At 31.0% G+C, this 22,620-nt stretch carries 17 protein-coding genes; 16 read left to right on the top strand and 1 reads right to left on the bottom strand.

The window, feature by feature from the left end:
- The first annotated feature begins 19 nt into the window (after positions 1 to 19).
- The 8 genes from ABNT65_RS18740 to ABNT65_RS18705 all read left to right on the top strand — a co-directional run bounded on the left by ABNT65_RS18740 (position 20) and on the right by ABNT65_RS18705 (position 10,795).
- Positions 20 to 949: a dihydrodipicolinate synthase family protein gene (locus ABNT65_RS18740; RefSeq protein WP_348707177.1), complete on the top strand. Its 930-nt coding sequence runs from the start codon at positions 20 to 22 to the stop codon at positions 947 to 949.
- An 89-nt stretch (positions 950 to 1,038) separates the two neighbouring features.
- Entirely contained in the window at positions 1,039 to 2,643 is a 1,605-nt protein-coding gene (locus tag ABNT65_RS18735) for an aldehyde dehydrogenase (NADP(+)) (protein WP_348707176.1), read from the top strand.
- A 168-nt stretch (positions 2,644 to 2,811) separates the two neighbouring features.
- A complete protein-coding gene (locus ABNT65_RS18730) occupies positions 2,812 to 3,819 on the top strand; it encodes a 4-hydroxyproline epimerase (RefSeq protein ID WP_348707175.1) in 1,008 nt (335 codons plus the stop codon).
- An 87-nt stretch (positions 3,820 to 3,906) separates the two neighbouring features.
- Entirely contained in the window at positions 3,907 to 6,168 is a 2,262-nt protein-coding gene (locus tag ABNT65_RS18725; RefSeq protein ID WP_348707174.1) for a S9 family peptidase, read from the top strand.
- 3 nt (positions 6,169 to 6,171) lie between these two features.
- The gene (locus tag ABNT65_RS18720) at positions 6,172 to 7,419 is read left to right on the top strand and encodes an NAD(P)/FAD-dependent oxidoreductase (RefSeq protein WP_348707173.1); all 1,248 of its coding nucleotides are present in this window, start codon (positions 6,172 to 6,174) and stop codon (positions 7,417 to 7,419) included.
- A gap of 71 nt (positions 7,420 to 7,490) precedes the next feature.
- Positions 7,491 to 8,948, top strand: coding sequence for a Na+/H+ antiporter NhaC (gene nhaC / locus ABNT65_RS18715; RefSeq protein ID WP_348707172.1), 1,458 nt, complete (start codon positions 7,491 to 7,493; stop codon positions 8,946 to 8,948).
- The gene (locus ABNT65_RS18710; RefSeq protein ID WP_348746571.1) at positions 8,935 to 10,116 is read left to right on the top strand and encodes an aminotransferase class I/II-fold pyridoxal phosphate-dependent enzyme; all 1,182 of its coding nucleotides are present in this window, start codon (positions 8,935 to 8,937) and stop codon (positions 10,114 to 10,116) included. Before nhaC ends, ABNT65_RS18710 begins: the two co-directional genes overlap by 14 nt.
- A gap of 4 nt (positions 10,117 to 10,120) precedes the next feature.
- Positions 10,121 to 10,795: a metallophosphoesterase family protein gene (locus ABNT65_RS18705; protein WP_348707170.1), complete on the top strand. Its 675-nt coding sequence runs from the start codon at positions 10,121 to 10,123 to the stop codon at positions 10,793 to 10,795.
- Here the strand turns inward: ABNT65_RS18705 and ABNT65_RS18700 are convergent.
- On the bottom strand, positions 10,792 to 11,298 hold the full coding sequence (locus ABNT65_RS18700) for a hypothetical protein (RefSeq protein ID WP_348707169.1): 507 nt from the start codon (positions 11,296 to 11,298) through the stop codon (positions 10,792 to 10,794). The two genes, ABNT65_RS18705 and ABNT65_RS18700, sit on opposite strands and share 4 nt — an antisense overlap.
- 556 nt (positions 11,299 to 11,854) lie before the next feature.
- Here ABNT65_RS18700 and ABNT65_RS18695 point away from each other — a divergent pair.
- From ABNT65_RS18695 to ABNT65_RS18660, 8 genes are all read left to right on the top strand, one after another.
- Positions 11,855 to 13,546: a hypothetical protein gene (locus tag ABNT65_RS18695; RefSeq protein ID WP_348707168.1), complete on the top strand. Its 1,692-nt coding sequence runs from the start codon at positions 11,855 to 11,857 to the stop codon at positions 13,544 to 13,546.
- 204 nt (positions 13,547 to 13,750) lie between these two features.
- Positions 13,751 to 14,776: a hypothetical protein gene (locus ABNT65_RS18690; RefSeq protein ID WP_348707167.1), complete on the top strand. Its 1,026-nt coding sequence runs from the start codon at positions 13,751 to 13,753 to the stop codon at positions 14,774 to 14,776.
- Positions 14,777 to 14,787: 11 nt separating this feature from the next.
- On the top strand, positions 14,788 to 17,394 hold the full coding sequence (locus ABNT65_RS18685; protein ID WP_348707166.1) for a hypothetical protein: 2,607 nt from the start codon (positions 14,788 to 14,790) through the stop codon (positions 17,392 to 17,394).
- Between the two features lie 11 nt (positions 17,395 to 17,405).
- Positions 17,406 to 17,648 carry a hypothetical protein gene (locus tag ABNT65_RS18680; protein ID WP_348707165.1) on the top strand — a complete coding sequence of 81 codons (243 nt, stop codon included), beginning with the start codon at positions 17,406 to 17,408 and terminating at the stop codon, positions 17,646 to 17,648.
- Positions 17,649 to 17,732: 84 nt separating this feature from the next.
- Positions 17,733 to 19,307 (top strand): SAM-dependent methyltransferase, encoded by a 1,575-nt coding sequence (locus ABNT65_RS18675; protein ID WP_348746570.1) that lies wholly within the window; start codon positions 17,733 to 17,735, stop codon positions 19,305 to 19,307.
- A gap of 614 nt (positions 19,308 to 19,921) precedes the next feature.
- A complete protein-coding gene (locus ABNT65_RS18670; RefSeq protein ID WP_348746569.1) occupies positions 19,922 to 20,665 on the top strand; it encodes a hypothetical protein in 744 nt (247 codons plus the stop codon).
- Entirely contained in the window at positions 20,665 to 21,717 is a 1,053-nt protein-coding gene (locus tag ABNT65_RS18665; RefSeq protein WP_348740095.1) for a glycosyltransferase family 2 protein, read from the top strand. The genes ABNT65_RS18670 and ABNT65_RS18665 overlap by 1 nt, the downstream gene beginning before the upstream one ends.
- Before the next feature lie 12 nt (positions 21,718 to 21,729).
- Positions 21,730 to 22,620 carry an alpha-1,2-fucosyltransferase gene (locus ABNT65_RS18660; RefSeq protein ID WP_348740093.1) on the top strand — a complete coding sequence of 297 codons (891 nt, stop codon included), beginning with the start codon at positions 21,730 to 21,732 and terminating at the stop codon, positions 22,618 to 22,620.

Genomic DNA, 22,620 nt, shown 5'->3' with positions numbered 1-22,620 from the left:
GTAAAAAAAACAATTTACAATGAGCATTCAATGGAAAGGCGTTATGCCCGCAGTGACAACAAAATTTACAAATGATGATACATTAGACTTAGAAATGTTTGCTATAAACATTAAAGCACAATTAGAAGCTGGTGTACATGGAATTATTTTAGGAGGTACTCTAGGAGAAGCTTCTACTTTATCAGATGAAGAAAAACGTGTAGTAGTTAGAGAAGCTGTACGCGTTGTAGATGGTGCTGTTCCTGTAATTATGAATATTGCTGAACAAACTACTAAAGGGGCTATTGAAGCTGCTAAAAAAGCAGAAGAAGATGGTGCTGCCGCTTTAATGATGTTACCTCCAATGCGTTATAAAGCTGACGCTAGAGAAACAGTTGAGTTTTTCAAACAAACTGCTAACTCTACTAACTTACCTATAATGGTATACAACAACCCTGTTGATTATGGTATTGAAGTTACTTTAGATATGTTTGAGGAATTATTAAACGAATGTCCAAACATACAAGCTGTTAAAGAATCTACAAGAGATTTATCTAATGTGACTCGTATTAAAAACCGTTTTGGTGATAGATTAGCTATTTTAAGTGGTGTTGATACCTTAGCTTTAGAAAGCTTATTTATGGGAGCCGATGGTTGGGTTGCTGGTTTAGTTTGTGCTTTCCCAGCTGAGACTGTTGCTATTTTTAATTTAGCTAAAGCAGGAAAATCAGAAGAAGCATTAGAAATTTATCGTTGGTTCCTACCTTTGTTAGAATTAGATATTAATGCTAAATTAGTACAAAACATTAAATTAGCTGAAGTAGCTACAGGTATTGGTACTGAAAATGTTAGAGCTCCTAGGCTACCTTTAATTGGTGAAGAGCGTGAACGTGTTTTACAAATTATTGAAGAAGGAGTAAAAAATCGTCCTGAATTACCAGACTATAAAGCTTTAGAATTAGCTATTTAAACTAAAAACAACAAACAACTAAGTGGAGGTATTATTTAAATATCTCTACTTTAGTTTTATATAAAAAAGCTTCATCAAAAAACTTAATTATGACTACAATAACCGCAACAGTTACAGGAAAAAACTATATCGGTAATAAACTTTCTGCTAAAGGAAGTGTTACTAACAAAACCTTCAACCCTCAACTAAACATAGAAAATGAATGTGATTTTTACGAAGCAACATTAGAAGAAGTAGATGAAGCGGTTGAGTTAGCTCACCAAGCATTTAAAGAATATAGAAACTTATCTGGAGCTAGAAAAGCTGAATTTTTAGATGCAATTGCTGATGAAATATTAGCATTAGATGATGCACTTATACAAATGTACACAAGTGAATCTGGTTTACCTGAAGGGAGAGCTATGGGAGAAAGAGGAAGAACAGTTTTCCAATTAAGAACCTTTGCTGAATTAGTACGTGAAGGATCATGGAAAAAAAATGTAATTGACACAGCAAACCCAACTCGTGAACCATTCCCAAAACCAGATATTAGAAGAATTAACATTCCATTAGGCCCCGTTGTTGTTTTTGCAGCGAGTAATTTTCCTTTAGCATTTTCAACTGCTGGTGGAGATACTGCAAGTGCATTAGCTGCAGGTTGTCCAGTAATTGTAAAGTCACATTCTATGCACGCAGGTACTGGAGAATTAGTTGCTTCTGCAATTATCAAAGCTGCTGAAAAAACAGGAATGCCAAATGGTGTATTTTCTAATATTGCTGGAAGTGGGCGTGTTGTAGGAGCTGCATTAGTTAAACACCCAAAAGTAAAAGCAGTAGGATTTACAGGTAGTATTGGAGGTGGAAGAGCTTTATTTAATTTAGCTGCTAACCGTGAAGAACCTATTCCTGTTTTTGCAGAAATGGGAAGTATTAACCCTGTTATCATAACACCTGCTTCAATTGCTAATAAATCAGAAGAAATAGCAACTACTTATGCTGGTTCTATTACTTTAGGAACTGGGCAATTTTGTACAAATCCAGGTTTAATTTTAACTATTGATGATGCCAATACACAATCTTTTATAAAAGATTTAGGGGAAAAAGCTACTGCCATTGCTCCTCAGTGTATGTTACACCCAAATATTAAAAGAGATTTTGTTAAAAATGGAGAATCAGTTTCATCTCAAGAAGGTGTTGAAATTATTTCTAAAATAGATGATAGTAACGTAGAGGCTAACTACGCTCCTACTCAAATTGCATCTGTTTCTGGTAAAGAGTTTTTAGCAAACCCAAAATTACATCAAGAAGTTTTTGGTCCTTTCTCTTTAGTAGTTAAAGCTAAAGATCAGGAAGAATTAGTAGATGTAATCAATTGCTTAGAAGGACAATTAACTGGAACTATCATTGCTGAGCCATCAGATTATGAAAATCTTTCTGATGTTGTAAATGCTTTACAAAATAGAGTGGGACGTATTATATTAAACGGTGTCCCTACAGGTGTAGAAGTTACAGAAGCAATGACACATGGTGGTCCTTACCCAGCTTCATCTGACAGTCGTTTTTCGGCTGTAGGAGTAAATTCAATTAACCGTTGGGTACGTCCATTTAGTTTTCAAGGATTCCCTGATGAATTATTACCAGAGGAACTTAAGAATGAGAACCCTTTAAATGTTACTAGAACTATTGATGGTCAGTTAACAAAAGAGACTATCTAAAATAGATTTTAATATTTCTTTAGATAAACTTATGAGTATAAAAAAATAATTTTTGACTTATTATCTAAAGAAAATTGTAATAACGCCAACTTGGAGTTTTCAAAATAGAAAAATAGTGAAGGGGTTTTTCTATAGAGAAATACAAGTTGGCAATTCAATTTTTATACAATGAGAAAAACTTTTTTTTGTGTTGATGCTCATACCTGTGGTAATCCAGTTCGTGTAGTTGCAGGTGGAGGCCCAAACCTTGAAGGGAATAATATGAGTGAAAAACGTCAACATTTCCTTAAAGAATATGATTGGATTAGAAAAGGATTAATGTTTGAGCCTCGTGGTCATGATATGATGAGTGGCTCTATACTTTATCCTCCTCACAATCCTGAAAATGATTTCGGTATTTTATTTATAGAAACTTCTGGTTGTTTGCCTATGTGTGGACATGGTACTATTGGTACTATTACTATTGCTATAGAGGAAGGTTTAGTTACACCAAAAGTGCCTGGTAAAATTCGAATGGAAGCACCTGCCGGTTTAGTTGAAATTGAATATCAACAAACAGGAAAAAAAGTAGATTGGGTACGTTTGACTAATGTTAAAAGTTACTTAGCTGCTGAAGGGTTAACAGTTGAATGTCCTGAATTAGGAGAAATAACTTTTGATGTTTCTTATGGAGGTAACTATTACGCCATTGTAGATCCACAAAAAAACTTTTCAGGAATTCAAGATTTTACTGCTTCAAAAATAATTCAATACTCGCAAATAGTTAGAGATAGAATTAATGAAAAATATCCTGACATGTTTATTCATCCAGAAAATGATACTATTAGAGATGTAAGTCATATGTTATGGACAGGCGATACAATAGATCCTACCTCTTCTGGTAGAAATGCTGTTTTTTATGGAGACAAAGCTATTGACAGGAGTCCTTGCGGTACAGGAACTTCCGCTAGGATAGCACAATTACATGCTAAAGGAAAACTTAAACAAGGAGAGGACTTTATACATGAAAGCTTTATTGGTAGTAAATTCATTGGCCGCGTTGTTGAAGAAACCACTTTAGATGGAAAAACAGCAATTGTTCCTAGCATTCAAGGATGGGCTAAGGTATATGGATATAACAATATTGTTATTGATGATGAAGATGACCCATACGCTTTTGGTTTTCAAGTTATCTAATTTAATTTTTAAATAAATTAAGGCCTGCATTATTATTTATTGGTGTAGGCTTTTATACCCTCATTTATATAACCTATACTCTATATCGTGAAACTACTACAAAACTTATTTATATTATTATTTATTTGTATTTCTTTTGTTTGTTATGGACAACAAATAAGCTCTGAAAACTATAAAAGCGCTGTTAGCTTTATGTATGCAAATTATAATAATAAAACAGCTTTTAATATACATACAAAAACTAATTGGTTTGAAGATGGTTCTGGTTTGTGGTTTACTAATAACAATACTCAAGGTAAAGAGTACTTGAAGGTTTCTTTTAAAAACAACAACGTAACTCCACTTTTTAATCACAAAAAATTAGCTACACTTCTTCAAAAGCAAAACGACCAAAAAGTCACGCCCTATAAAATAAACCTATCTAGCCTAAAAAAGTTAGATAAAAACAAACTTCAATTCAAATTCAATAAAAAACTTTATACATATAATACTAAAAATAATGTATTAAAATTGATTGAGTTAGAAAGTAAAAAAACTGAAAACTACTTTGAATCTACTTCTCCTGATAAGAAATGGATTGCTTATACAAAAGACTACAATCTTTATATAAAATCTACAAAAACCTCAAAAGAATATCAATTAACTTTTGATGGTAAAAAAAATTACGAGTATGCAACTTGGTACGGTTGGTATGACTTGATGGAAGGCGAAAACGGTGAACGCCCAAAGCACTTTTGGGTAAACTGGTCTCCAGACTCAAAATACTTAATGGCTAACTTATGTGATTTAACTAAGGCTAATAAAATGTACCTACTTGATAATAGTATAGACACTTTATATCGTCCAAAATTACTTTCATATTACAGAGGTTCTCCTGGTGATAAAAATATGGTTTACATGCAACCAAAATTTTTTAGTTTAGATACTAAGAAAGAAATACCTACTAAACTTCCTAAAAACACACATATTAATTCTGTTTCTATTGAATGGACAGAAGTATCGGGTATTGCTATTGCAAATTATTCTGAAAGAGGTTATCAAAAAGAATTTGTAAAGAAAGTTAATCTAATAACAAAACAAGAACAAACGGTTATAAAAGAAGGAAGCACTACTAATATTGATGGTTTTAACTATAGATTAATTAAAGATTTAGGTAAAATTGTTTTTTTATCAGAACGTTCTGGGTGGAAACAACTTTACTTGACTGATTTAGAAACCAATGAAACAAAATCAATCACCAATGGAAACTATGTAGTAAATAAAATTTCATTTATAGATTCCAAACGGAAATTAATTTATTTCTTAGCTTCAGGGAAAAATAAAAATATGAATCCGTATCATCAGCAACTGTACAAAGCTGATTTTTCAGGAAATGTAACTTTATTAACTCCTGAAAATGCACATCATATTATTTCTTTTTCTGAAGGTGGTGAGTATTTTGTAGATAACTATTCAACAGTATCTATACCTACACAAACAGTTTTACGCGTTTCTAAAAACGGAGCAATTAAAGCTAAATTAACTAAAGCTAATACTGAATATTTCACTAAAAAAGGATGGAAACATCCAGAAGTATTTTCATTAAAAGCAAAGGATAATAAAACTACTATTTATGGGGCTATGTGGAAACCTACACACTTTGATCCTAATAAAAAGTATCCAATTATAGACAGAACCTATACTGGACCGCATACACAAATGTTTCCAAAATCTTATGGTTCTATTTTCATGAATCAATCATTAGCTGAATTAGGTTTTATTGTAGTAGTTGTAGATGGTTTAGGTACTTCTAGTAGATCAAAAGCATTTCACAATCATTCCTACAAAAACATGGGAAATAATTTAGAAGATCATGTGAAGGCAATTAAGTATCTTAGTAACAAATATAGTTGGATTGATGGCGATAAGGTTGGGATTTTTGGACATTCAGCTGGTGGTTTTGACACTGGTAGAGCTATGCTTGCTTTCCCTGAAACTTTTAAAGTTGGTGTTTCTAGTGCTGCTGACCATGATTTTAGAATGGAAAAAGCCTGGTGGCCAGAAATGTATATGGGATGGCCTGTTGATGAAAGTTATCATAAAACCTCAAACATTACAAATGCAAAAAATTTGCAAGGTAAATTGTTATTAATACATGGAGGAATGGATAATAATGTAAATCCTTCAGCCACGTTTAAACTTTCTGAAGCATTGATAAAGGCTGACAAAGATTTTGACTTATTAATTTTACCAAGTCAAAATCATGGATATAAAGGATTACACAGAAATTATGTCATTAAAAAAAGATGGAACTACTTTGTTGAACATCTTTTAGGACAAAAACCTATATGGAATTTTAATTGGAATTAAACTATGAGTAAAAATGTTGTAGTTATTGGTGGTGGTATAATTGGATTATCTACTGCTTATTATTTACAAAAAGATGGGCATCAAGTTACTGTTATTGACAAAACTGATTTTACAGAAGGAGCTTCCCATGTTAATGCGGGAATTTTAACTCCTAGTCATATTATTTCTTTAGCAGCTCCTGGAATGATTAATAAAGGAATAAAGTGGATGTTTAGCTCTACGAGTCCTTTATCTATAAAACCACGTTTAGATTTTGATTTCATTCGTTGGTCTTGGTTATTTAAACAAGCGTCTACTGCTTCAAAAGTTGAAAGTTCAATTCCTGTAATTAAAGACATCAACTTGCTAAGTAAAGATTTATACGAAGGTATTAAAGCTAGTGGAGATATTGATTTCTTTTATCAAGATAAAGGGTTAATGATGTACTACCAAACTGAAAAAGCTGGTGAAGAGGAATGGAAAGTAGGACAAAGAGCTATTCAGGAAGGCTTAAAAGTAGAAAATCTAAGTAAAGAAGAAGTTCAAAAGTTAGAACCTAATGTTGACTTAAACATTAAAGGAGGTGTATATTTCCATTGTGATGCACATATGAGCCCAAGTGAATATATACATCAATTAAAATCATACCTAGAAAAAAACGGTGTTGCCTTAATTTCTAATGAAGAAGTAACTGATATTAATGTTTCATCTAATAAAATTACTTCTTTAACTACCAAGAATAAAAATTTCACTCCAGATGAAGTAGTTATTGCTACTGGCTCATGGACACAAAATTTTGCTAAAAAATTAGGCATTACTATTCCTGTTCAAGCAGGTAAAGGATACCGTATTAATGTTAAAAAAGAAACTGGTATTACTTTGCCAGCTATTTTAATTGAACGTAAAGTTGCCGTAACACCAATGGATGGTTTTACGAGATTTGCTGGTACTATGGAAATTAATGGAATTAACAATACAGTTAATTCCAAAAGAGTAGCTACCATTGCTAATGCAGCTGAGAACTATTACAATGGTTTACAAATAGACCAAAAAGATATTGCAAATGCCCAACCTGGTTTACGTCCTTGTTCTCCTGATGGACTTCCATATATTGGAAAATTATCTAAGGTTACAAATACAACTGTTGCAACTGGACACGCTATGATGGGATGGAGTCTAGGACCAGCTACAGGAAAACTAGTTTCTGAAATAGTTTCAGACCAAAAAACATCTTTAGATATTACACCTTTTAGTGTTGAGCGTTATAATTAATAAAACTCATAAAAAAGGATACTATTAGTTTAGTATCCTTTTTTATATTTATACTTTTAATCTACTAACCATTGAAAACTAATAAACTTAACACACTTCAACTTTTATTACCAATTATTTTTTTATTTATTTTAATAACTTTTGGGTTAATAATTGGTCCTCGGCTTTTTAACAGTACTCCTATTCCTTTAGAAATTATATTTTTAAGTGCCGCAATTTTTACAGCTGCACAATTACTTTTTCTAGGTTATGAATGGATTGACGTACAAAATGCCATTGTAAAAAAAATAACGCAAGGTTTTCCTATCATACTTATTTTCTTTTCTATAGGAATTTTAATTGGTTCTTGGATGATTTCTGGAACCATTCCTATGTTAGTGTATTATGGTATAAAAATAATTAACCCAGAGTATTTATATATACTTGCTTTTACCATTCCAATTATATTTTCAACATTAACGGGAACATCATGGGGTTCTATTGCCACTATAGGTGTTGTTATTATGGGAATTGCCACACTTGCTAATGTAGATTTAGGAATTACAGCAGGTGCTATTGTAGGTGGTGCTTATTTTGGAGATAAAATGTCACCTTTGTCAGATACTACTAATCTTGCTTCAGCAGCTACTGGAGTTAAATTATTTGACCATATACATTCTATGATGTACTCCACAATTCCTTCAGCAATTTTAGCAGCTATCGGTTTTTTTAGTTTATCTTTTATATACCCTCCATTGGAAAAAGTAGACAGTCAATTAACTTCACAAGAAACCTTAAATGCTATTGAGAACTTATTTAATTTCAATATTCTTTTAATTGTTCCGCCTGTTATTGTACTTATTGGTTCTATAAAACGAAAACCAACCGTACCAGTAATGATTTTATCTGCTTTTGCTGCTAGTTTATTAGCATTTATTTTTCAAGATTATACGTTTGAAAATATTATTCAAACCTTATTAAAAGGTTATAATACAACCATGGCAACTTGGGCGGAAAACATTCCTAATAATATAGGTACGCTTTTTAACAGAGGTGGACTATACGCTTTAAATGAAGCCATATTCTTTACGTTTATGGTATTTATTTTTATTGGTATTTTAGATGAAATTAAAACAATGCCAACCCTGGTTCAAATTGTTTTTAAAAATGTAAAAAAGAAATGGCAGTTAATCATTTCTTCATTAGTGGCAACCGCAGCTACCAATGCATTGACCTCTAACCAAAGTGCTACTAGTTTTATTATTGGTGATGCTTTTAAACCTGCTTATGATAAGTTAAAAGTTTCCAGAAAAGTTTTATCAAGATCTATTGAAGATTATGGTACAATGATAGAAACTTTAATTCCATGGACAGCTTCTACCCTATTTATTATAAATACACTGGGCGTTCCATTTGCTGATTATTGGCACTGGCAATTATTTTCTATTTTTAACTTTTTTATGGCACCTTTATTAGCTATTACTGGAATTGGGTGCTTTTATAAAAAACAACACGAACAAACAGAAAACAACATACATGAAAAAATCTAACATAGAAACCATACTTTCTCACGATGGTAAAAAAGCGCATAGTAAAGGAGCTGTAGTTCCACCTATTTATCAAAATTCGTTATTTACTATGAAAGATTGGGATGATGTTGACAGAACATTTGATGATAGAGTAAATAACTATATTTATACACGTGGGAACAACCCATCTGTTCGCATTGTTGAAGATAAACTAGCTGCTATTTGTGGTGGTGAAAAAGCTAAATTATTTTCATCAGGTATGGGTGCCATTAGTGCTACTATTCTTTCTTGTATAAAAAAAGGATCGCACGTTATTACTATTAAAAATATTTATGGCCCAACTAATACGTTTTTACAACGTTACTTAAAAGAGAAGTTTGAAATTGAAGTTACTTATATTTCTGGTACTGAAATAAGTGAGTTTGAAAATGCTATTCAAGATAATACTTCTTTAATTTATTTAGAAAGTCCTTCTTCTGTTATCTTAAGTTTACAAGATATTGAAGCCGTTGCTAAAATTGCCAAACCAAAGGGTATTAAAACTATAATAGACAATACTTGGGCTTCTCCTATTTATCAAAAACCATTGGCCATGGGTGTTGATTTTGAAATTCACTCTTGTTCAAAATACATTGGAGGACATAGTGATGTGGTTGCTGGTGTGGTTATTGGTTCAGAAAAAAACATTAACAACTTATTTGTACACGAATTTGAATTATTTGGAGCAAAAATAGCACCTTTTGAGGCTTGGTTATTATTAAGAAGTTTACGTACCCTAAAAATTAGAATGGATCAACACCAAAAATCTACCTTGAAAGTAGCACAATTTTTAGAAAAACATCCAAAAGTAAGAAAGGTAAATTACCCTGGGTTAGAAAGCTTTCCTCAATATGAATTAGGACAAAAACAGATGTCTGGTTATAGTGGCTTACTAAGTTTTCAATTAAACACGGATGATTTGGATAAAATTAAAGCCTTTTTCAACGGACTTTCTTTATTCCAAATTGGAGTTAGTTGGGGTGGTCATGAAAGTTTAATTTACGCACCTGCTATTAGTTATTTAAAAGAACTAACTGAAGAGCAATTTAAAGGTTTAGGTATTAATTTAGGTGATATGCGTATTTCTATTGGACTGGAAGCCGCAGAAGATTTAATTAATGATTTGAATGCGAATTTAGAACACCTATAAATTTATGGCTACTTACGCTATTGGTGATATTCATGGTTGTTATACTGCTTTAAAAACTATATTTAATCAATTCATAATCCAAGAAAAGGATACTGTAGTTTTTTTGGGTGACTATATTGACCGTGGTCCTAATAGTAAAGAAGTTATTGATTGGCTAATACAAAACCAGAATAATTACAATTTTAAGTTTATTCTTGGCAATCATGAAATAATGATGCAAACTGCTAAAGTATCGTCAGAAAGACTTTCTGAATGGCTTTACTTTGGCGGTTCAAATACTTTAAGTTCTTATAAAATTGGAAATGATGTAAATTGGGCTGATAAAATTACCTCTTCACATTGGAATTTTATAGATAACTGCCTCCCCTACTTTGAACTCAACAACTTTATTTTTGTACATGCTGGTTTAGAACTTAAAAAAAGTTTATCTCAACAAAACAAACATCATTTATTCTGGAAAAAATTTGAACGTCCAGAAAAGTATATGGAAGGTAAAACTGTTATTTGCGGGCACACTTCTAGAAAAAATGGACAGATCGCTAATTTTGGACATACGATTTGTATTGACACTTATGCTTATGGTGGAAAATGGCTGACTTGCTTGAATGTAGAAACTAAAGACTATATTCAAACTAATAATCAAGGAAGAGTAAGGAAAAGTAACTTGAATAAACCTTAATAATTTAATAAAAACTCCCTCTTTGCTTTTTTTGCTGCTATTTCTGCTTGCAGCATATAACTTTCTTGTTGCTTAGCAGCATACTTTTGTGCTAAGTGTTTTTCCCGCAACTGCAACCATTTTATTTGATGCTCTTTTAAATTGTTAGTATTCTGTAATAGTTGTTCACAAGCATGCATCCCACGTAAGTAACTCTCTATTATTAGGGTATCCTTTTCAATTTGTTCTTGCCCATTTCTAATTCTTCTGTCTAACTTTTTTACAACTGCTGTATAGTCCCTTTTCTGATTAATTTCTTTTCTTAAATTTTTTGACAGTTTTAATTCTTGCACTGTTTTACCCATCTCCAACGATTCAAACAACGGTAACAGTGTGTTTATAATTTTTATAGAAAATGTTCTTCTTCCTACTGTTATAGAGTTTATAAAGTCAACAGATGTCTCTGCATATAATGCCAATAGGGTATTATTTACTTTTAAGTGCTTTTTTATTTCTTTCAACATGTTTGTACAATTTTTTTTAAAGTTTTTTATTTTTTTGTACAGTAGTGTACAACTTTCTAAATAATGTTTTATTTTCTTGTACACTTTTGTACAATGCTAAAAATAAAAAATATTTTTATTGTACAGTTTTTTATATGGGAAAAAGCACAAGGTTCTTTTAGGTTGAAGATAAAAGGTTTCTTTGTTCGCGATCAGCTTTTAGACTATCTTATGTTCCTGATATAGCTTCACTCACTCTGAACTCACCACTCATAACTCTGAACTTTTACTTTCAACTAATAAACAGAAAACACATAACAAAATAATACGTTTGCACACTAAAACAGTACGTCGGCACTCCATTTTAAAACACTTATACATCTAATCATCTCCTTCTGTTTTCTTTTTAAATAATTTTGCTATACACTTACAAAACAAATACTTATATTTATTGTAAGTAACTTATTTTAAATAGAGTAATTGAAATTACGTTTAACAATCACTACTCTATTTGGCTATTTTTTCACTTTCCTCTTGTTATCAACTAACCAAGTTTAATTATTTAAAACTATAAAAAATGGACACAAACACAATTGTCTCAGCAACTACTAGTAGTGATTCAAACTCAACGAATCCCACAGTAAAAATCACTAACAACTTATCTTATACCATTGCTATTTACGATGTTTTTAACCCAAGTAGTGGTACCCAAAAACTTCCTTATCAATACACCAAATTAGGCACTATTGCCGCTGGTGCTACTAGTGAAATCCAAACCATTCATCAAGCTTCTCAATTACAAGCAATGCACACTGGGAACTTTAAAAAATTAAATGATTTTTATTTCTATCAATTTCCTATTAAAGTAATGGCTGCTGTACAATTTTCTTTTGGAAATCCTCCTCCTTTAGAATTTACAATCGCATCTTCTGATGAAGACGCTATGGTACAATCTTTCCTTTTTCATCGATATGCTATGGCAAATCCAAACTCAGCCTTGACTAAAAACTTATATGCTTCACTAAAAAAAGGAAGTGTTGATGATGTAAATGCTTTTTTTAGTGGAACAAAAAACTTTAGCTCTTGTACTTTAAGTTCATGGAATGCCATTTTAACATATCTCCAGATGTTTACTTCACCTTGGCAAGGTCCTTATTACTTATATGAAAAGGCTCCTAATCCTGCTCCAACAGGTTATATTCCTGCCTTAGTTGCTACTATGAATATTACATCAACTGAATCAGGGCAATCAGCTACTTTAAAAATTTGTTCTGAAGATTCAAAAGGCAATCCAATATACCCTAGTAACCCTCAAACCACACAAATTATAATGAATGGTGATGGAACCATGGGAGATAGTGATCCTGGATCTGATGTTTCTGTTAGCTTAACGCCTGTCTGGATGAATGTAATTCAAACCACTATGAAAAACGGCGTACCAAGTTCTAGTTATTTAGCAGGGCCTACTGTTACAGGAACTGTAGCTGGTAAAGAGGTAGTATCATCACAAACAGCACGTCAAATACCTGATAAACCTGCTAATAAAAACAAACAATCATCTTTTGATGCTTCTTTTGGTAAAATTTGCCAAGGAGTTGGTTTATTGGTTGGATTATTAATGCTAGGAGATTTTGCTAAAAAAATATTCTCTTCTGCTAAGGAAAAAATAACTAGTAAAAAAGAATCAGCCTCTTCTGAAAAAGAATTCAATACAGAAGAAGCTTCTATCAATTCAACACCAGATGCTACTGTTGTTTCTGAAGCTAGTAACTCAGAAGCAACATTTACATCGGATTCCTCTGATTTAGCTTCGGTATATTCTGAAACCTCAACCGCGCTTCAAGAAGATGTAATGAAACAGACTATGGAAGATACTATGAGTGATATTCAAAGTGAAATGCAACAACAATTAGAAGATGGCTATACACCTACAGAAAATTATGAAGAAGCTGTGAGTGATTTAAATGAATCTTTTAAAGACGCCCTTTCCGATATTGATAACGGTAATCTTTCTGAAGCAAGTGATACCATGAGTACTGCTTCTGAAAAAATTAATCATACACTTGAAGAAAGTAGTGAATCAATGGCAGAATGGGAAACTTCTTCTTTAAAACAATCTTCTGAAGCTGTTAGTGATGCCGCTGATGAATCTGAAGCTTTGGATACAGCTCAAGAAGATTATGAATCTGATATGTCTAACTCATCTGATGATTCTGGGTATGACTCTGAAGATGACGATTGGCCATCTGCTGATGAAATGGAGTTTTAATTTTAGAATGGTACCCCGAAACAATAAAAGCTTAAGACTTTAAAATACCTCTTGGGCTATAATATAAGCCCAAGAGTATTTATATGATCCTTATATCAATACGTAACTTACTATAATACCTAGTTACTTATTAATATTGGCAATCCACAATACTTTTTCCCTTTTCTCAAAACATTTATACAAACCAATTTAAAACATTATATTATGATTATTACATGGAATACTACCCCAGAAAGCGAAGCTTCAGAAGAAGAAAAACTATCATCTTATTATCAATATGACACTGTTTCAAAAAAACTAGTAAGAATCCGTTTAGAACTAGGAAGAGAAGAATCTACTGGACAGCCTAGGGTTATTTACAATGAAGATAGAGCCGTTGGTTTTTCTGATATTGATTTTATTGAGGAACAAGCAAAATATCCTGACTCAGATTTTACAATTGATCCAGAAACCAAACAATTATTAGTAAAAGGAGAGCCTATGGATACAGAACCTTCCATTGGAGCAAGTGTTGTTGATATGACATTAGGTACTACAAAACCTCATTTTGGGAATGCTGTTTCAGACAACCCTAATCTTCCAGAAGGAATTACCAACACACACTTAAGTTTAATTGCAAACAATACACTTATTAATGGTAAAGGAGGTATCATAACAGGTGCTGATTCCTCTGAAGCAACTCTTTCTGAAACTTTAAAAAATGTAGTTAGCGGTATTGTAAAAAAGCCTTTTGACGAAATTGACGACGACGATTTATTAAAGGTTTTAAAAAATCAAGTTACCAAAATAAAAAACATAGAGACGGCACCTACTAAAACAGCCTTAAGTGATAGCTTAGAAGATGCAAGTAAATTGATTGAGGTAATTCAGGAACAAATTACTGATGAAGGTATGGTTCCTACAGAACAATTTAATAAAAGTTATTCTGACTATGTTTCTAAAGTAACACAAGCAGAAGATGCTTTAAGTTCTGGCACTGGAGTGCAAAATGCAATTGCTGAATTAGCTACAGCAAAAACTGCTCTTAATGCCGCTTCTTCAGAACTTCAAAGTAGTTATTATGAGCGAATGGAAACTCAGTTTAATAGCTCACAAACCGCTATTGACACTGCTGTTACAGATGCGCAAACTTTTGAAGGTATTACTTCCGAATATGAAGCTGCTGAAAATGCAGATACTCTTGATCAATATGAACAAAGTATTGGTTTAGAAGAAACAGAAGCTATTTAAAAAATTGAATTATGAGCAATACAACCACCTTGCAAACTACCAACAATACCACGACGTCTTTTTTTCCCATAACGATTAAAAATACGTTAACAAAAGATATTGTTGTTTATGATGCTTTTCAAAATGACGCTACCGATAAGAGCTTAACCAATTTTTTTGGTACCCTAACCAGTATTACAACAATTAAAGCTGGTGCTAGCAATGAGTTCACTCCTATTCATGGACCTATATCAACCTATATCATTTTTGATGAAGAATACGCCCCAATTACTCGGGTTTTCTCTATGGGAATGCAATCAGAAACATATACTATAACCCAAGATGAGGTTACTATAATGAATTCAACGCAGGATTTTTTGAAATTAATACAAAATAGTCCCACGAATGCAGAAGTTATTCAATTTCAAAAATTGATAAAAAATGGACAGTCTTCTGCAGAAAAGGTGAATGCTTTTTTTGAAAGTACAACAGACTATAAAAACGTTACCTTTATTTCTTATATGCTTGCTGTTGTTGCTTTAGCTAGAACACCTAAAACACGTAATAAACCACCGCAAGAACAAACCTATAGCTTAAGCACTTTAGCTACCTATATGGGCTTTGATTGGCCTTCAAGCATTCCTGACATCACTTTATCACATATTAATTGTTCAGAAACTAATGAAGCTATTAGGGTTGGAGGGCAGTTAAATATTAATGATGTAACCTTCGACACAGGTGTTTTAGAGCATATCCAATCATTTTTACCAAATACAACTGTAGATTTTAAAATAGAGTTTATTTATAATGGTGGTTTATCAACTGGAATGACTTGTTTAATATTTAGCTTAGATAATATTAAAATTCCTATAAGCGATGGTAAAACGTTTGATATTGATAAACCAACTTTACTACTTACACTAAATCCTTTATTTAAATTTGTAATATTTGAAGTTAAGGCAACCATTCCTTTTAACATATTTAAAAGCCCTACTATTGACGCTAATATTGCCATGACTATTGACAATATTGAAGCTGAAATTGGGGTAGATTTACAAGGAAATACCACTAGCTTATTAACGCCTCCAGTAGTTAAAGGTTTGCACTTTGATTCTTTTGGTGTTGGTATGGGACTAATTTTTGAACCTCCTGGGTTTGCTATTGGTCTTGAAGGAACATTTCATATTGGAAACCAAGGTCAGGTAACTTTAACAGATGATAGTTTTGCTATTGTATGTGAAATGGAAGAAGAAGTTCCGAATCCTTTATATTTTGCTTTTTATGTTCCTAAACTAAATCTTGATGAAGTTATTACTATTTTTACAAACACTAGTACTTCATTAGATTTCCCTGTTACTTTTGAACAATTGTCTTTCCGATGGGCAGAAAACCCGATGGAACCTGTAGTTTTACCTGATGGTTCTTTAGCTCCAATGGGATATGGTTTTAGTGGGTTTATGGATCTTTTTGGACTCAAATTCTACGGGTATTTACAAATAGATATGAATACCGGTATACATGGTACTATTACCATGAATAAATTATCTTTTGGTAGTTTATTATCTATTTCTGGAGACGGAAAAGGAGTAACTATTAAAGAAATTAATGGGCAACCTGTTCCAAATAATACCATTCCTAAAACTGCTGAAGCACAAAAGGCTATTAAAAATGCTACTACAGCTACATTAATAACATCTGGTGGTCCAGAAATGAGCATCAGTACTTCTTCTTCTCCTTACTTTACTTTAGATGCTGCTATTAGTTTACTCGATTTAGTAAATGAAAAAATTGATGCAACAATTAGTAAAAGTGGAATTTCTTTTGAGTTAGATTATGGAGCTGTATTACAAACCTCTATGTCTTGTACATTAAAAGATTACCATAACTTTTCTGGTAGCTTTACTTATGGAATAGACATTGACATTCCTTTGCCTTCAATTGCAGGTTTCAGTCTAGGTAAAATTGATTTAAACGCTGATTGTGATGTAAATTTAGGTATTTCTACTTCTACTTCTGATCTTATTTTTTCTGTTGGAGGAGGCTTTGAATTTGATAGTGCTAAATTAAGCTTCGGTCCTTTTAATGCAGATGTAAATATTTCAAGTATCTCTAGTTTATTATCTGCTATAGAGCATGAAATTATTAGTGATGCTAGTTCAATTTTTAAAGATTTTATTGAGGATGCCAGTAAATGGGCTGGCTATGTTAAAAATGCCATTATTCATGGAGTTGAAGATGTTGCGAAAGGGTTAAAGCAAGCCTTTAAAAAGACTGCTTCTGAAGCTGCATCTATTATGCATGGTGCTGGTTATGGTATTCAAGAAATTGGTTCTGCACTACAATCAATATATGGAGCTGGAGCTAACGAAATTGCTTCTATTTTTGGTAGTTTAGGATTTTCTGATAGTGATGTAGCAAGTGTTTTACGAACATTGGGGTATCCTATTGGTGCTATAGCCACAGCACTTCAAAGTGCTTTTAATTTAAGTGCATCAGCTATCAATGATGTCTTGCAAGGTGTTGGTTATTCAGTTAATGAAATTAAAAATGCCTTTGAATCTTTAGGTGGTGATTTTGCTTCTTTTGCTAAAGATACCTGGGATAAAGTAAAAAAAGTAATGAATCCGTCTCATTGGTAAATAGAAACAATATGGAAAATAATTTTGAAAACCTAATTCATTTTTTAGCAACCGATCAAAATTGGGAAAAATTTGGCCCTGAACTCGCTTTAATTTCACCAGGTAATTGGAATACTGTTGTTAAATGGGCTACCAATAAAGGGTTTTGCTTTACAGCTGAGGAAGCCCAATCTATTGTAAAACAAATTAATCCTGAAACTATAGAAGCTATTATAGCACAAGATTCACAACTTAAACAATGGTTTAATTCTTAAAACTTTTACTCAGAGGTTGAATACTAGTTATGATACGAAAATTCAACCTCTTTTTTAATTACAAATAAAAAATATAAAGTCTACATGCAACGAGTTATTGGTACAATAAGTTCTTTACTAGATGTTAATCAAGAAATAACATATGAATGGTCTATCAGAATAAAAGCTAATCAAACAGTCATTAGAGATAAATACATATTATGGCTCCCAAAAAATACTTTTAAACACATTCCTTCTATTTTAAAAGTTCTTAATTGTCCAGAAAAACTTATTGAAACTCAAAAAAAACATGCTCAAAAAACCGTTAATATTGGTTTAGGTATATCAAACAAAGAAAATCAATGTAACGTATTATATATTCATTATTTAGAAAAGAATACCCTAAAGGATATATACAAAGCTTACCAATGGAATACTTCTAAAAAAATTGAAAAGCAGCAATATCACTTCTTCTTTTTCCCTGAAACTCCTAAGGGAATTAAACCAGAAAGCCTAGTTAGTACTCGATTATTAAAAGTTTACTACAAAGCTTATGAAAACTCACTCTTAAAAAAAAGTGCAGGGTTCTGGTTAAGAGAACATCGACAAACTTACAATCAAATTTGTATTTCTTATCCATGGCAACCCAAGCTTAGTGAAATTTTTAATTCACTTTCTTTATTTTCTAACTTTAATAAAAATGACCTTTTGATAAAACAATACAAAAACTTTCATTTTAAACATCTTGCTTTTAATAGAGATGAAAACAACCCGCATTTAACCGTTTACTTCTCTGGAAAAATGCAACTTAAAGAGCTATCTAATCTTAATTACGCAAAAAAAACAGCAAATAACCATACCAAAACTTTACATAAATATATTAAGCAAGGAATATTAGATAAGACCATTACTAACCTCCCTGGAAACAATACCTATCTCAGTGATTTTTATTCTACAGATGGAGTTGAATATTGGAAAAAAGTTTTAGGAAAAAATATGCACTATCATTTCGGGTTGTTTACTGAAAATAATAATGTTCCTAATTTAAAAAACAATACTGCCTTTGATAATGCTATAGAAACCCTTTTTAAATTTATTCCTTCTGGAAGCTCTATATATGATATGGGCTGCGGCTGGGGTGGTCCTGCTAAATTATTAACTGAAAAAAATGCTAATAAAGTTACAGGGATAACACTTTCAAAAACTCAGTTTAAATATTGTAATGATATTGGTATTCAAACCCGGCTTGGTAATATTGAGAATACCCTTCCTCCAGGATATTTTGATACTCTTTTAATGATGGAAAGCTTAGAACATATTCACAATAAATATCAATTATTGAAAAACTTACGATATTTTTCCGATCAGTTAATTATCAGAACGCATTGTCAGAATACCAATACTTCTAATTTGGTTTTTGGCAACACTATGAAAGTTATTTCTTCTGATTTGCTTGTAGATATTTTAACCAAGGCAGGTTGGAAAATAAAACATTTAAAAAATAGAAGAATGGAATCTTTACCTACTATTGATTTATGGAAATCAAGGTTTAAAAATATCCCTAAACAAAATGACCCTCACTTTGAATATTTTAGAAATTTTGTATACCGAGTTAGCAACTCAAAAAAGGAGTGGGCTAAAAATAATCCTCTCATTGAAATTGTTGCTGTTAAATCTTAACTTTTATAATTGTGATTTTTTAATTACGGGTTGTAAATCGCCAAACACTTGTCATACTGAGCGGAGTTTATGGAGTGAGGGAATCTTTTGCTTGGTATTCCTCATACGTAAAACTCGTAAGTGCTATAGTTGTAGGCTCATTTGGTTGGAAGGTTTGAGGCTCATAATTCCCCAATAATAAACAATTACACAAAAATGGTCAAAGCTATTTAATGGCAAACAAAACACAGAGCATAATTCAAAAAAATATCCTAAATAAATTTAAAAAGAATTCAAATTTATTTTTTTTATTTTTCGGACAATCTCTTCTTAATACTTGTACCATATTTTATATAATAAACTCTAAATAACTATTTCACCTCTATGTAATATTTCTTACATTCATAACCTGTTAGTCAAAAAATGTTTACTTCAATACGCATTATTTATTAGAATAACTACTGTTAAAATCTTCTAGTATTCTTACTTTAAATATAAAAATTTGGTTTTTAACCTTTAGCTATAAAGAATCTTTAATATTAAGTTTTTGTTTTTTATCAAAAACTCATAAATATGCACCCTTGACTTCAGTTATCTAAATTATTAATATATTTACTTTATAAAGGAGATCCTTAATGTTGAAAAACGTTGAAAATTTATTACTTACAGACAAACAAATTATTTTAGATGCTGAAAAATTAGTTACTTGGAAAAAATCTAAAAACTTATATAATTTTAAACAGCTCCCAAAAACAGCTATTCTTACTGTATATTCTAGAAAAAACAGCTTTATTTCTTCTTTTTTTAGAAAACCAATAAAAGGGATTAAAGGAAATCATTTTTTAATTGAAAATGGAACAATTCTTTTATGTACTGGATGTGGTTATGGAGCTCCTTATATTGTTAGTTTATGTGAAGAATTAAGAGTTCTGGGGGTTGCTAATTTTATTTTTATTGGTGTAGCTGGTTGTATAAATCAACGATATAAAGAAGGTGATTTGTTATATGTAGCAAAAACCTTTTCTGGAGTAGGAACCTCAAGTTATTATTCACAAGGAGAAATTATTCTCCCTTATTCTAAAAAGTGGAATAATCAACTGCAAAAAAATATACAAGCCCATCCTGTTTCATGCTGGAGTACCGATGCACCTTTTAGAGAATCACTGTCTTTAAAATCTTTTTATAAGGAAAAAGGCGCTCAAATTGTAGAAATGGAATGTGCTGCCATCTATGCTTTTGCTAATTATTACCAATTAAATACCGCATGTTTCACCATTGTTTCTGATCAACTTACCAATGAATGGATCCCTCCTGCTAATCCAAAAAAACTTGTGGCTATAGAAAGAGTTTTTATAAAAAACTTATTAAAAATGTTGTGATGAGTTTAGAACCAAGTAATCAATTAGTTTCTATAATCATTCCTTTTTATAATGAAGAAGATTATTTAGACAGGGCTATTTCTTCTGTTATTGAACAAGCCTATTCCAATATCGAAATTATTCTTGTTAATGATGGATCTACTGATAATTCAAAAACTATTGCTCAAACCTATAAAAAAAACCATAAAAATATAAAACTCATTACTACAAGTAATATAGGACTTGGTAATGCGCGTAATACAGGAATTAAGAATAGTAGTGGCAACTACATTCTATTTTTAGATGCCGATGATGCTATCACTAAAAATGCAGTTAATTTATTGGTGAAAAATATTGTAGAATATAACAGTGATATTTCTATATGTAAATTCAATTTATATGATTGTAATAAAGACTTAATTTCAGTCTCTGGTTTTAAAAGCTCTTCCAAAACTACAGATAATCTATCAGCATGTAAGGCAATGTATACTCATAATATTTCATCAACAGTATGGGCTAAACTTTATAAAAGAACTGTTATTAGTCAAATTCAATTTTTACCATCTGTATGGTTTGAAGACCGCCCCTATTTATTAGAATATTTTTTAAAAACTCAAAAAGTAAGTTTTGTAAATGATGCATTGGCTAATATTTATGCTAGAGAAAACTCTATTAGCAGAAGGTATATTAGTAAACGAAGAATTATAGATCATCATACAATATTTCTTAAAGAACTCAAACTAGTAAAAAAATATCAAAAGGAAAATGAATTATCCTATACAATTTTAGAACACCATTTATATGTTATGTTAGACAATTATCTAATTATTTCTATAGATAAAAATAGCATTTCACCTAGTGATTTTAAAAAATGTAAAAAGACATTTATAAAACATGTAAATTTATATTATGATGTATTAAAAAAAGATAAATACAAACTTAAATTAAAAAAACAAGTTCTCTTATTTTTATTGAAATCATCACAATTTATTCATTGGAATTTATTAGAAATACTTATCTCCAAAATACTTTATAGAACTAGGTATAGAATGATACAACATTTAAAAAATTAAAAATTTTATAAAATGATTGCATTCTCATTATTAGGAAAAAAAGGAAACTTAGGAAATCAATTATTTCAAATAGCTTCAACTATTGGAATTGCTAAGAAAAATAATCATGATTTTTTATTTCCTTACTGGCCATATTCTTATTTTTTTGAACATCAAATTCCAATGGGGGTTATAGACAGTAGTTTTAAAACTATTGTATATAAGGAATTTGAATATACTGAAAAAGAATTTAACAATGAAAGCTATGATATAGAAGGTTGGCTACAAACAGAATATTTTTTTGATACTAAAGCTACTAAACACTATTTTAAATTTAATCAAACTATACAAAAAGATTTACTAAAAAAGTATACTTATTTATTTAATAAACCTACCATTTTAATTACAGTTAGAAGAGGTGATTTTGTTAATAACCCTAAGTTTTATCAATTATCATATAAATATTATTTTGCTGCAATTTTAGAATTTTTTCCTTCATGGAAAGAAAAAAACTTAATATTCACTAGTGATGATATTAGTTATTGCAAAAAACATTTTAAAAATCTTAAAAATGCTTTTTTTATTGACAATCTTTCAGCCATGGAACAGTTAATTTTAACTAGCAATTGTGATGATTTTATTATTAGTAATTCTACTTTCTCTTGGTGGGTAGCTTGGTTAGGTGAAAAGAAAAACTCAAAAGTTATTTGCCCCATTAAAAATTTTTCAAAAGAATATACATTAGAAAACGACAAGGATTATTATCCTAAAAGATGGATTAAATTTGATTATATAGGTTATAAAATTCCTATTAAATATTATAAAATATATTTAGTGGGAAATCTATATGGAGCTTGGAAAAATTTTAAATATCAAGCTAAAAAGATTAAACTCATCAATTCAGCTGTTAAATTATTAAAGTAA

Origin of the sequence: Tenacibaculum sp. 190524A02b (assembly GCF_964036645.1) — a bacterium.
Taxonomy (GTDB): Bacteria; Bacteroidota; Bacteroidia; order Flavobacteriales; family Flavobacteriaceae; genus Polaribacter; species Polaribacter vairaonense.
Note: the sequence above shows the minus strand (reverse complement) of the source record. Positions and strands in the feature narration are given on the sequence as shown.